8 protein-coding genes are annotated in these 12,093 nt (G+C 67.2%); 6 read left to right on the forward strand and 2 right to left on the reverse strand.

Annotation, left to right across the window (positions count from 1 at the left end; genetic code table 11):
- Window positions 1-212: 212 nt before the first annotated feature.
- A complete protein-coding gene (locus tag M4D77_RS21520; protein WP_065630217.1) occupies window positions 213-497 on the reverse strand; it encodes a GIY-YIG nuclease family protein in 285 nt (94 codons plus the stop codon).
- Window positions 498-887: 390 nt separating this feature from the next.
- Window positions 888-5,003: a bifunctional nitrate reductase/sulfite reductase flavoprotein subunit alpha gene (locus M4D77_RS21525; protein WP_259937348.1), complete on the reverse strand. Its 4,116-nt coding sequence runs from the start codon at window positions 5,001-5,003 to the stop codon at window positions 888-890.
- Between the two features lie 240 nt (window positions 5,004-5,243).
- On the opposite strand from M4D77_RS21525, the gene M4D77_RS21530 reads away from it, so the two are divergent.
- From M4D77_RS21530 to M4D77_RS21555, 6 genes are all read left to right on the forward strand, one after another.
- The gene (locus M4D77_RS21530) at window positions 5,244-5,930 is read left to right on the forward strand and encodes a response regulator transcription factor (protein WP_058251501.1); all 687 of its coding nucleotides are present in this window, start codon (window positions 5,244-5,246) and stop codon (window positions 5,928-5,930) included.
- The gene (locus M4D77_RS21535; RefSeq protein ID WP_078112187.1) at window positions 5,930-7,468 is read left to right on the forward strand and encodes a HAMP domain-containing sensor histidine kinase; all 1,539 of its coding nucleotides are present in this window, start codon (window positions 5,930-5,932) and stop codon (window positions 7,466-7,468) included. The genes M4D77_RS21530 and M4D77_RS21535 overlap by 1 nt, the downstream gene beginning before the upstream one ends.
- 206 nt (window positions 7,469-7,674) lie before the next feature.
- Window positions 7,675-9,159 carry a S1C family serine protease gene (locus M4D77_RS21540; protein ID WP_058251499.1) on the forward strand — a complete coding sequence of 495 codons (1,485 nt, stop codon included), beginning with the start codon at window positions 7,675-7,677 and terminating at the stop codon, window positions 9,157-9,159.
- A 112-nt stretch (window positions 9,160-9,271) separates the two neighbouring features.
- Window positions 9,272-9,940: a molybdenum cofactor biosynthesis protein B gene (locus M4D77_RS21545; RefSeq protein WP_058251498.1), complete on the forward strand. Its 669-nt coding sequence runs from the start codon at window positions 9,272-9,274 to the stop codon at window positions 9,938-9,940.
- Window positions 9,941-10,645: 705 nt separating this feature from the next.
- A complete protein-coding gene (locus tag M4D77_RS21550) occupies window positions 10,646-11,293 on the forward strand; it encodes an MspA family porin (protein WP_259937346.1) in 648 nt (215 codons plus the stop codon).
- Between the two features lie 69 nt (window positions 11,294-11,362).
- The coding region (locus M4D77_RS21555; protein ID WP_259937347.1) for an MspA family porin at window positions 11,363-12,093 on the forward strand (731 nt) is incomplete at its 3' end.

Consider the following 12,093-nt stretch of genomic DNA (forward strand, 5'->3'; position numbering starts at 1 on the left):
TGGTGAGACGCGTTGCGGTGCCCTTCGTGGCTCGCTTCGCTCGCACCTCAGGGAGCATGAGTTCAGTCGCCCAGGAGTGGTCTTTCGTGGCCCACGACGGCCGTCAGGCCGGAGACCCTGATCTGTGAGGAGCGATAGCTACGAGCCACGGGGGGCTGGTGACGGCACTGAAAGTCCTCCTGCACGTTTGTTCACAAAGCCTCGTGTCAATGTCAGCGTGGGCGACCGCCCCTGCGCCCTGCCCGGGCGCGAAGTAGATCGATATCGCCGTCGATCAGTGCCTTCTTCTTCGCACGAGACCAGCCGTGAATTCGTCGCTCGATCGCGTAGGCGTCGTCCAGTGACAGTTCAACCGACCACGCCAGCCTCACCGGCTGGCGGTGAGCAGTGAAACCAACCTGCGCCGAGCTGTGTTGGCGTAACCGATTGTCGAGGTCGCGCGTGCTTCCGACGTAGTACTTCCCGTCCGCGCACTCGAGGATGTATACCCATGCCATCGCAGTATCGTCGAGGATTCTGGCAGCCCGTGGAACGTATGTACCCCTGCCTGTGGAGAGTTCGCGGCAGCTGGCGTCGCCTGTTTACTCCGACTTGCGGTGCCCTTCGTGGCTCGTCGCTTGCGCTCCTCGCACCTCAGGGAGCATAGGGAAGCGTCGCACCTCAGGGAGCATAGGGAAGCGTCGCACCTCAGGGAGCAAAGGGAAGCGTCGCACCTCAGGGAGCAAAGGGAAGCGTCGCACCTCAGGGAGCAAAGGGAAGCGTCGCACCTCAGGGAGCATAGGGAAGCGTCGCGCCTCAGGGAGCATAGGGAAGCGTCGAACCTCAGGGTGCCATAGGGTAGCGCCGCAGCTCAGATCTGCGGCCAGGCGCCGTCCGGGGCTCGCCCTTCAGTACACGTCCCGCACATAGCGTTTGTCGGCTGCGAGGGCCTTGACGTAGGACTCCGCGCTCGCGGGGGAGCGGCGACCGTACTGCGCGACAATGCCTTTCAGTGTCGCGTCGACGTCCTTGGCCATCCGTGTCGCGTCGCCGCAGACGTAGACGTGAGCGCCGTCGTGCAGCCACTGGTAGAGCTCTTCACCGTGTTCGCGCATCCGGTCCTGGACGTAGATCTTGCGATCCTGATCGCGCGAGAACGCGACGTCGAGGCGGGTGAGCAGTCCGTCGCCGAGCATGGTCGTCAACTCATCGCGATAGTAGAAGTCGGTCGCCGAGTACTGCTCGCCGAAGAACAGCCAGTTCTTCCCGGTGTGCCCCAGGGCCTCGCGTTCGCGGAGGAAACCGCGGAACGGGGCGATGCCGGTGCCGGGGCCGATCATGATCATCGGGGTGTCGGGGTCAGCCGGCGGCCGGAAGTGGCTCGTGGAGGTGACGAACACGCCGATCTCGTCGTCGGCGCGGTCGGCCAGGAAGGTCGAGCAGACACCACCACGCGGCGTGCCGAACAGGTTGTAGCGCACGGCCGACACCGTCAGTTGGATCTCGTCAGGACTCTCCAGGGGACTCGACGAGATCGAATACGACCGGGGGATCATCGGTTTGAGGACCTGCATCCACTCTGAGGCGTCGGCGGTGACGGAATGATCGGCCAGGACATCGACCGACTGTCGCCCCCACGCCCAGTCGTTGAACTGCTGTTTGTTCCCGGGTGCGATGAGCGTCTTGAGATCGGCGGAACCGGTACGGTCGGCGACGAAACGAATGAGATCCGGTGTCACACGAGCGAATTCGATGCGGTCGCGCAGGGCGGTGTGCAACGCGACCTCATCACCGCCCACGGTCACCGACGCGTCGGCGTCGAGGCCGGTGCGGTCCAGGAACTCCTCGACGAGGGTCGGGTCGTTGCGCGGCCAGACCCCCAACGCGTCCCCGGCCTGGTACGACATCGTGCCGGCGGGCAGGTGGAACCCGAAGTTGCGCACGTCCTTACCGGACCCCTCGGAGTTGAGCTTGACGTTCCGCACGAGCGAGGTGAGCAGCGGCTTCTTCCGCGAATAGGCCGGCGCGGAACGTACCGAGGGTGCCGCCGCGGAGTCGGCCGGTTCACTGACCACGGTCACCCGGTCCCCGGTCACCCCCGAGGTGGGTGCCCGGTTCGACATGCTGATCGCCCGGATGACCTCGGTCAGCCAGCCGCCCGCCGTCTCCTCGAAGTCGGGTTCGCAGTCGACGCGCTCGAGCAGGCGACGGCCACCCAGTTCACCGATGCGGGTGTCGAGTTTGCGTCCGTGGCCGCAGAAGTCGTCGTAGTTGGAGTCGCCGAGCGCCAGCACCGCGTAGTCGACACCGGACAGGTCGGGTGCGTCCTCGGAGTTCAGCGCGTCCCAGAACGACGTGCCGTTGTCCGGCGGATCGCCATCCCCGGTGGTCGAGGTGACGAACAGGGCCGTGCCCTTCAATTCGCCGACTTCGACATCGTCCATCGACCGGGCGTCGACCCGGAGGCCGCTGGCCTTGACGCGCTCGGCGGCCTCTGCGGCGAGCTCCTCGGCGTTGCCCATCTGCGAGGCCCAGAGCACCGTCACCGTGTCGGTGTCCGGTTCCGACGGCGATGAGTCGGACCGGGGGACAGCGGGATCGGGTGCGGCGGCCGCGCGGGAGTACAGGCCGGCGAGAACACCCGACACCCAGACGCGGAGCTCGGCACCCAGCGGCGCATCGGCCGGGAGCACCGGACTGCCCGCGGGTGAGTCGCCCACGCCGGCCACCAGACCGGCCAGGTAGAGGCGCTCGGCGGGGGTCATCGCAGGCGCCTCGACACCCGAGACCCCCAGTGCCTCAGCAAGTTTAGGTGAACCCGCGGCGACGACCGGCGCATCGTCGACGTCACCGCGCGAACCGGGCACCCGGATCAGGGTCACCGCACACACTTTCAGCTCCGGCTGCTGCGACAACGGATCCACCGCGTCGGAGGTGACGGCATTGATCGCCAGGTGTTCGCCGAAGACGTCGTTCCAGTGAAACGGTACGAAGCAGTTGCCGGGTCGCACGCGGTCGGAGATCCGCGCCGGCAACACCGCCCGGCCGCGACGGGACGCGACCTCGACCTTGTCCGCGGCCGTGATGCCCAACCGGTCGGCATCGTCGGGATGTATCTCGACGAAGGGCTCCGGGTTGAGTTTGTTGAGCTTCGCCACCCGGCCGGTCTTGGTCATGGTGTGCCACTGATGGGGCAACCGGCCCGTGTTCAGCAGGAACGGGTAGTCGTCGTCGGGCATCTCGGCCGGGTCGAGGTGGGGACGGGCGAAGAACTGGGCGCGGCGGCTGGGGGTGGCGAACGCGAGGCGCGGCGTCGACCCGTCGTCGAGGCGGTGGAGCGTCTGACTGCGACCGTCGTTGAGATACCGGATCGGGTTGCGGGCACCGGTGTCCACCGGATCGGGCACGCCGTCTTCGGCCGGCGGGCACGGCCATTGCATCGGCGTGCGGCGGAGCCGGTCGTAGGTCACCCCGCGCAAGTCGTAGCCGGTGTTCGGGTTCGCGAACCGTTTGATCTCCTCGAACACCTCCTCGGCGCTCGCATAGTCGAAGGCGTCGGCGTACCCCATCTCGGCGGCGATGCGCGCGATGATCTGCCAGTCCGGGATCGCCTGTCCGGGGGCGTCGAGCGCGGGTTCGAACAGGGTGAGGTTGCGTTCGGAGTTGACCATCACACCGGTCGACTCCGACCACAGCGTCGCGGGCAGCACCACGTCGGCGTACTGGTTGGTCTCGGTGTCGACGAAGGTGTCCTGGGTGATCACGAGCTCGGCGCGCTCGAGTCCCTCGATGACGGTCTTGCGATTCGCCACCGAGGCAACGGGATTGGTGCAGATGATCCAGCACGCCTTGATCTCGCCATCGGCCATCCGCCGGAACATGTCGATGGTGCCGCCGCCCACGTCGGTGCGCAGGGTCCCGGCCGGAACACCCCAGACGCCCTCCACGAACTCACGGTCCGCCGCGGACACGACCGCGCGCTGGCCGGGCAGGCCCGGGCCCATGTAGCCCATCTCGCGTCCGCCCATGGCGTTCGGCTGTCCGGTCAGTGAGAACGGCCCGCTGCCGAGCCGGCAGATCGCGCCGGTGGCGAGGTGGAGGTTGATGAGCGCGTTGGTGTTCCAGGTCCCGTGGGTGGACTGGTTGAGGCCCATCGTCCAGCAACTCATCCAGTTGGCTGCGTTCCCGATCAGCTCGGCCGCGGCCCGCAGATCCGACTCCGCGATCCCGGTGATCGACTCGACGACGTCCGGTGGGTACTGGGCGGCGAACTCGGGAATCTGGTCGAAGCCCTCGGTGAACGACTCGATGAACTCGGTGTCGGTGTGGCCATTCGCGATCAGCAGGTGCAGCAGGCCGTTGAGGAAGGCGAGGTCGGTCCCGGATCGGATCTGCAGGAACAGGTCCGCCTTGTCGGCCGTTGCCGTGCGACGCGGATCGACGACGATGAGCTTCGCCCCGGCCTTGACCCGATCCATCATGCGCAGGAACAGGATCGGGTGGCAGTCGGCCATGTTGGCGCCGATGACCAGGAAGACGTCGGCGTGGTCGAAGTCCTGATACGACCCGGGCGGCCCGTCGGATCCGAGCGAGAGCTTGTATCCGGTCCCGGCGCTCGCCATGCACAACCGCGAGTTCGACTCGATCTGGTGGGTGCGCAGGAAACCCTTGGCCAGCTTGTTCGACAGGTACTGCGCCTCGAGCGACATCTGGCCCGAGACGTACAGGGCCACCGCGTCGGGCCCGTGTTGGTCGACGATGTCGCGGAGGCGCCGTGCGGTGTCGGTGATGACGGCGTCGATCTCGGCGGGCCGCAGCTGGCCGCCGCGATCGTCTCGGACCAGTGCGGTGGACAGGCGCCCGCCGGCGGCGAGCATGTCCGCGGTGGTGGACCCCTTGGTGCACAGTCGCCCGAAGTTCGTCGGATGATCGGGCCGGCCGATCGTCCTGGTGACGCGGTCGGAATCGTCGTCGAGCTTCATCTCCATGCCGCAACCGACACCGCAATAGGCGCACAGCGACATCACCGATCGGGACACGACAGATCGAGTCGGGGCAGACAGGGTCACGGGTTTCAGCGTCGGAGGTCGATGTTTCGCGACCCGAAGCCCGGCGTTACGCATCCATCAATTTGACCTCACAGAACTCGGTCCCCGATGTGAAAGGCCGCCGGAACCGCAGGTGAACGCCGACTCCGGCACTTGAACGGGTGGGTTTCGGCGTTGCTCAGCCGGATCTCAGCCGGGGTGGATAAGACTGTAGCCATGCGCATCCTCGTGGTCGATGACGATCGGGCCGTCCGGGAGTCGTTGCGACGGTCGCTCACCTTCAACGGCTACAGCGTCGAGACCGCGGGCGACGGCATCGAGGCACTCGAGAAGATCCTGGCCGACCGGCCGGACGTGGCGATCCTCGACGTGATGATGCCCAGGCTCGACGGCCTCGAGGTGTGCCGCCGACTCCGCTCCGCCGGTGACGACCTCCCCATCCTGGTGCTGACCGCACGCGACTCAGTGTCCGAGCGGGTGTCCGGGCTCGACGCCGGAGCCGACGACTACCTGCCCAAGCCGTTCGCCCTCGAGGAACTCCTCGCCCGGTTGCGGGCGCTGTTGCGCCGTGCCTCGCCGGACGAGGACGCGGATTCGGAGACCCTGACGTTCGCGGATCTGTCGCTCGATCCCGTCACCCGCGATGTCACCCGCGGCGAGCGCTCGATCAGTCTGACGCGCACCGAGTTCGCCCTGCTCGAGATGCTCATGGCCAATCCGCGCCGGGTGTTGTCGCGCAGCCGCATCCTCGAAGAGGTCTGGGGCTACGACTTCCCGACGTCGGGTAATGCGCTCGAGGTGTACGTCGGCTATCTCCGGCGTAAGACCGAGGCCGACGGCGAACCGCGACTGATCCACACCGTGCGCGGGGTCGGGTACGTCCTGCGGGAGACGCCGCCCTAGTGATCGGCAAGTCGTCGAACTCGACGTCGCGACACCCGAAGACCCGGGATCTCCTCCGCGACCGCCTCACCCGGGCGATCACGGGGCACACCACCGGTGTCGGGTCGGACGAGAAGGAGATGCGGGCGCCGATGCCGCTGATGCGCGCGGTGTCGCTGCGTACCCGCGTGACGATCCTGTCGGCGACCGTCGTGCTGGTCTCGGTGAGTCTGATGGCCGCGGCCGCGTATTTCGTCGTGTATCGCGCGATGTACAACGATGTCGACCAGCAGCTCGAGAGTCGCGCCGACGGGATGGCCGCGCTCGCCCGCGCGGGGGTCCTGCGTACGCAACCCGAGCAGCTGGTGGCCGGAACGGTGTTCTCCACCAACATCTCCATCGCGCTGGTGACCCCCAGCGGCGAGACGTATCTCATCGGTCAGGTGCCGTTCGACGACGTCGAGCGCGGCATCGTCCGGTCGCCGTCCGTGCCCGGTTCCACGCAGCAGAGCCTGCGCACCACGCGCAATCAGCGTGTCCTGACCCGCAAACTCGACGACGGCAACACCCTCGTGCTCGCACAGAGCCTCATCCAGACCGACCGGGTGCTCAAGCGTCTGGCCTGGGTGCTCTTCGTGGTCGGTTGCGGCGGGGTCGCCCTCGCCGCCCTGGCCGGGACGACGGTGGCGCGCGCCGGGTTGCGGCCGGTCTCGCGTCTCAACCGCGCCGTGGAGCGGGTCGCGCGGACCAACGACCTGACGCCCATCCCGGTGACCGGCAACGACGAACTCGCCAAGCTCACGGTCAGTTTCAACGCGATGCTGCGCGCCCTCGACGAGTCCCGGGATCGGCAGGCACGTCTGGTCGCCGACGCCGGACACGAGCTGCGGACCCCGTTGACCTCGTTGCGGACCAATCTGGAGTTGCTGATCGCCGCGAGTCGTCCCGGGGCGCGGGCGGTGCCGGAGGAGGACATGGTCGATCTCCGTGCCGATGTGATGGCGCAGATCGAGGAATTGTCCACGCTCGTGGGCGATCTCGTCGACCTCGCCCGCGAGGACGCGCCGGAAGTGGTCTACGAGGAGGTCGATCTCGCCGAGATCGTGGAGCAGGCCCTCGAACGAGTTCGACGCCGCCGCAACGACGTCGAGTTCGAGGTCGACCTCGCCCCGTGGTTCGTGTTCGGCGAGGCACATGGACTGTCGCGCGCGGTGCTGAACGTGCTCGACAACGCGGCGAAGTGGAGTCCTCCCGGCCGCACGGTGCGCGTCGGCCTGACCCAGATCGGGATGTCGACCGCGGAGCTCAACGTCGCCGATGCCGGTCCCGGAATCCCCGAGGAGGACCGAGGTCTCGTCTTCGAGCGGTTCTATCGGTCGACGCAGTCGCGGTCGATGCCGGGATCGGGTCTGGGACTGGCAATCGTGCGTCAGGTGGTCGAACGACACGGCGGCACCGTGGTCGCCGACACGTCGCCGCTCGGGGGAGCGCTGATCCGGATGACCCTGCCGGGCCGGGCAACTGCGGCGGAACCATCCCCGCAGGTGATTCGTCAGTAGAGGAGAAGCGGGTGGCGCCGGGCCGACGACTCGGTTGTCGACGACTGCGAACAGCCTTGAACTCGCCCGGTGTGACCTGGTCTCGGATCACCTAGGGTTGACCGAAGGCGCAGTTCGGGTACGACGATGCCGAGGTGTTGCGGTCCCGGCCCGGCCACTGACAACAAGCACCGGCGCATGGCCGGGCCGACGAGGAAGAGACGAAGATGACGACTGGCGGTTCGCACGGTGACAGCTCCTACGGGGGCGGTCAGCACGGCGGTGGTCAACACGGCGGTGGTCAGCACGGTGGGGGCCAACCGGGCGGGGGTCACCGCGCGGCGTCGGGCAACGAGGCGTCGGGACAGGGCGGTCCGTTCGGTCCGCCGTCGGGCTCCTTCCCCGCACCGGGCGGCCAGGGCTACCCGGGTACCAACGCGTCGACATCGTCGTACGGCAGGCCCGGGACGAGTCCGTTCCCGCCACAGGGCAACTACGGTCCGGGTCCCGCGTACGGACAGTCGGGCCAGCCGCCGTTCGGCTCCCAGCCCGGCTTCGGGAACCAGGGCCCGGACGGCCCCTCGGCCGCACCCGCCAAGAAGAAGAGTGGCGGACGCCTCGTGGCGCTGGGGGTGGCCGGACTCGTCCTGGCGTTGGTCGCGGGCGGTGTGGGTGGCGTGGCCGGATACAACCTCGCCGAGTCCGACGCTGGTTCCAGCTCCAGCAACGGTCCGCTGGGCGGCGATCCCGGCAACGACAACACGACGCCGGTCGCCGCGCCGGCCGGTTCCGTGCAGGAGGTCGCGGCCCGGGTCACCCCGTCGGTGGTCTCCATCGAGGTCGCGTCCGGCGGGGCGATGGGTTCCGGCTCGGGCGTCGTCCTCAGCGAGGACGGCGTCATCATGACGAACAACCACGTCGTCAGTGCCGGCGGCAACGGCCCGGCGTCGAGGGTCGCGGTCAACTTCGCCGACGGTTCGCGGGCCGAGGCCCGTGTCCTGGGGGCCGACCCGATCTCCGACATCGCGGTCATCAAGGTCGACCGCGACGACGTCACACCGATCACCGTGGGCAACTCGAACAACCTGGCCGTCGGGCAGGACGTGATCGCAATCGGTTCACCGCTGGGACTCGCGGGCACCGTCACCACCGGCATCATCAGTGCGCTCAACCGTCCCGTGCTGACCTCGCGTGACCCCGGGACCAACACCACCTCGGTCATCGACGCCATCCAGACGGACGCGGCGATCAACCCGGGCAACTCCGGCGGTGCCCTGGTGAACGCCCGGGGCGCGCTGATCGGGATCAACACCGCGATCGCCACCCTCGGTGGGGGTGAGCAACAGGCCGGTGGCAGCATCGGACTCGGGTTCGCGATCCCGATCGATCAGGCCATCCGGGTGGCCAGGGAACTCGAGTCCACCGGCAAGGCCAGCCACGCCAACATCGGTGTGTCGGTACGGCCGAGCGGCGCGTCCGACGCACCCGGGGCCGTCGTCACCGCGGTGACGCCCGGCGGTCCGGCTGCGAACGCGGGCATCCCCGAGGACGCGGTCATCACGAAGGTCGACGACCGCGTCATCTCCTCGGGGGACGCCCTCGTCGCCGCGGTCCGGTCGCACGCACCGGGCGACACGGTCACCGTGACCTACGTGGACAACGGCGCCACCAAGACCGCCCAGGTGAAGCTCGGCACGCTCGCGGCCGGCTGACCGACCACCACAACTGCATCGAGGAGGCTGTTCCGGCGCCCACCGCGGGCGCCGGCACAGCGCAGCACGAACGACCGTTTCGACGGTCCCACCTATCAAGAAAGGGCCTGTCATGTCCGACGCTGCTCCGCGCAACCCGGGTACCACCGCCGTCTCGGCCGAGACCGATCTCGACGAGAACTCATTGGACGTCCGCCTCGCGGGCGGGCCGGGTCCGGTCGACCCCGCCGACGTGGTCGCGGCCGACGCCGCGGCACGGGAGTTCGTCGCGCGCCACGAACAGGCCGCTCACCGCCCGCAGGGCGAAGAGATCGGTCGTGCGCTGGTCGTCGTCGTCGACGACGAGGCGGCCCACGGTGAGGACCAGCGTCTGCTCGGGCCGCTCGTGAGCGAACTGCTGGCCGAGGCGGGGTTCCACGTCGACGCCGCCGTGGTCGTCTCCGGGGACGAGGTGGAGATCCGCAATGCGCTCAACACCGCGGTGATCGGCGGAGTGGACCTCGTGGTCTCGGTGGGCGGCGTCGGCGTCGGCGCCCGGGATGTGACGCCCGAGGCCACCGAACCCCTTCTGGATCGGCGTCTGCGGGGTATAGAAGAGGCCGTCCGCAGCTCCGGTCTGGCGGCGGGAGCCACCGACGGCGGACTTTCGCGCGGGCTGGCTGGAATCTCCGGACAGACACTCGTGGTGAACCTGGCCAACTCGCGGGCTGCGGTGCGCGACGGCATGGCAACTGCCGCACCCCTCGCCAAGTACGTGATCGAGTCGATCAGCGAGTTCTGACCCGGTCGCTCCGCGAGGCCTCCGAGCGGCCCGGAAATCTGTTCAGCAATACAAAGAAAACTCCTGGTTAACAGGGTGACGGGCCACTTTCGATGGGATATCCGACCGGTGGGAACAGAGTCTTCAGAACCCCGGAAATTGCCGATGAGCAGCGATGATGACGCCGCGCAGCACCGAGCTGCGCGGCGTCGTCGTCTCGATGCGGTGTTCGGGAACACCGTTCCTGAACTGACTTCAGACGAGAGTGACGAACATCACACAGGGCGCTCTAAGGATTGGTATGAGGCGCAGCGGCCGCCGCACCACGGGTGATTCCGCTCTTTCCGCACGTAGTCACAGCAGCGTGTTTTCCTGTCGTTAACTTTCGGCGTTCTATCGTTGGCGAATTCGAGATTCACGCTGGTGCGTGGCCTCTTCGTGACACGCTCGAGTCCTCCTGTTGCCCGACTTGAGACCGCTCCGATAACGTTCGGTTCGACGACACGCCGGTCCCCAGAGTCGGGGACCGGGGGGAGTCCTGCGATCTGTCGCGAGTGACGACGCAGCAGTGACCAGGAATTCGATGGATTCTTAACGACGGCTAAGACATGCGTAAGAGCGGGCTTAGTGGTAACTGTGTGGAAGCCCATCGAACGTCGTGGGTCATGACTTGCGGGTGTGAGTGCATTCCGCGGGGTAACAGCCGAATCCTGTGAGAGGGAACGAATGAGCAAGTTCAGCAAGCTTGGGCTGCGCCGCGCCGCGGGCGCGGTCGCGATCGCCTCGGCCGCGGTCGTGGGCCTGGCCGGCATGGGCGTCGGTGAAGCGGCCGGAGCGCCGCTGCCGAACGGGTACAAGAAGGCCACCGGTATCGACGGCGAGGTCGTGCAGACCTGGCGCACGGCTGAGAGCGCTTACGCGATTCCGACCGTAGCCAACGTCCCGACTTCCCGGGGCTTCGTTCTGTCGGGCAATTACGCTGCGAAGGCCAGCGAAGGCGTCGGCGGCAACCTTGCCGTCACCTACCTAGTCGGTTGCCAGGTGAATCTCGACGGACTCGAGCTTGGCCTCGGAGGAAGCATCGACTTCTTCGCACAGAGCGGCGGGCTCAGCGGTTCGCTCAATCTCCCCCTCAGTCCCGGACAGGTGGCAGAGGTCAGCATCACGGACAAGGACCTCTCGGATGCGGGAGTTGCGAGCATCCAGTTGTCGCAGCTCTCGTTCACGCTCAATAAGTGCGGTGGGTTCGCTTCTGTCCGCTCGGTGGCGAAGGTGACAGCCGCCAAGGGGTACAGCACTGATGACGGCAAGCTGAGCGGTGAGGGAACCCTCATTCAGTCCACCCTGTACGGCAAGCCCTTCAGCATCAACTGACCGGCGCAGATAACTAGCTTTCTCTGACTTATCTGCTTTGAGCAGATTGATATTCCACGAAGGGGAATCATGAAGAACAACATCACGCGTCGCGTGGTTGCGGCGGCCGGTATCGCCGGTGCCGTCGCGATGGGCCTCACCAGCCTCGGCGCCGGCGGCGCCACCGCCGGCCCGCTGCCGGGTGGCACCATCACCAAGACCCTGGTCGACGGCACCCCCGTCACCGTTCAGCTGTTCGACGAGTACGTCAACGTCCAGCGAGCGATCAGCAATGTGCCGACCTCGCGCGAAGCTTGGTTGTCGGGCAAGGTCCGCGTCACCGTCGGCGGGAAGGCTGAAGGTGGATCTGTCAAGGTGGGCTTCGACATTGGATGCCAGGTTAACTTTGGTGCCGGCGCGGGGGCAGAAGGTGGTTACGCCTATGAGCCGCCGAGTTCGGGCGATAGCGGCACGTACACCGACTCCAACGGCAACACGGGTACCTGGGAGACGCCTGACAGCGCTGGCGGTTGGAGCCCCAGTGGCGGAGCAAATGGTTCCGTCAGCCTGGGCCCGGGTCAGGTTGAGCGCGTTTGGTTGGTGAACACGACCTCCGGTAGTGACACGAGCTTCAAGGACTACACGGTGAACAGTTACACCTTCGCAGGCAATAAGGGTGGCGTCGTGTACAGCCAGGAGAAGCTGGGCGTTAATTCTTGCGCCGGCCACGCTTCGGCTAAGGCTGTCATCCAGGTGACGGTGAACACCGACGCCGTCAAGGGTGTCGTGGTGCTCAATGGAAAGCCCTTCAGCCTCGGCTG

It is taken from the genome of Gordonia sp. p3-SID1431 (assembly GCF_025143765.1).
In the GTDB taxonomy this organism is placed as follows: Bacteria; Actinomycetota; Actinomycetes; order Mycobacteriales; family Mycobacteriaceae; genus Gordonia; species Gordonia hongkongensis.

Bases quoted from the DNA above. Each gene is read 5' to 3' on its own strand.
- M4D77_RS21520 (WP_065630217.1), bottom strand. From the start codon at position 497: ATGGCATGGGTATACATCCTCGAGTGCGCGGACGGGAAGTACTACGTC.
- M4D77_RS21525 (WP_259937348.1), bottom strand. From the start codon at position 5,003: ATGTCGCTGTGCGCCTATTGCGGTGTCGGTTGCGGCATGGAGATGAAG.
- M4D77_RS21530 (WP_058251501.1), top strand. From the start codon at position 5,244: ATGCGCATCCTCGTGGTCGATGACGATCGGGCCGTCCGGGAGTCGTTG.
- M4D77_RS21540 (WP_058251499.1), top strand. From the start codon at position 7,675: ATGACGACTGGCGGTTCGCACGGTGACAGCTCCTACGGGGGCGGTCAG.
- M4D77_RS21545 (WP_058251498.1), top strand. From the start codon at position 9,272: ATGTCCGACGCTGCTCCGCGCAACCCGGGTACCACCGCCGTCTCGGCC.
- M4D77_RS21550 (WP_259937346.1), top strand. From the start codon at position 10,646: ATGAGCAAGTTCAGCAAGCTTGGGCTGCGCCGCGCCGCGGGCGCGGTC.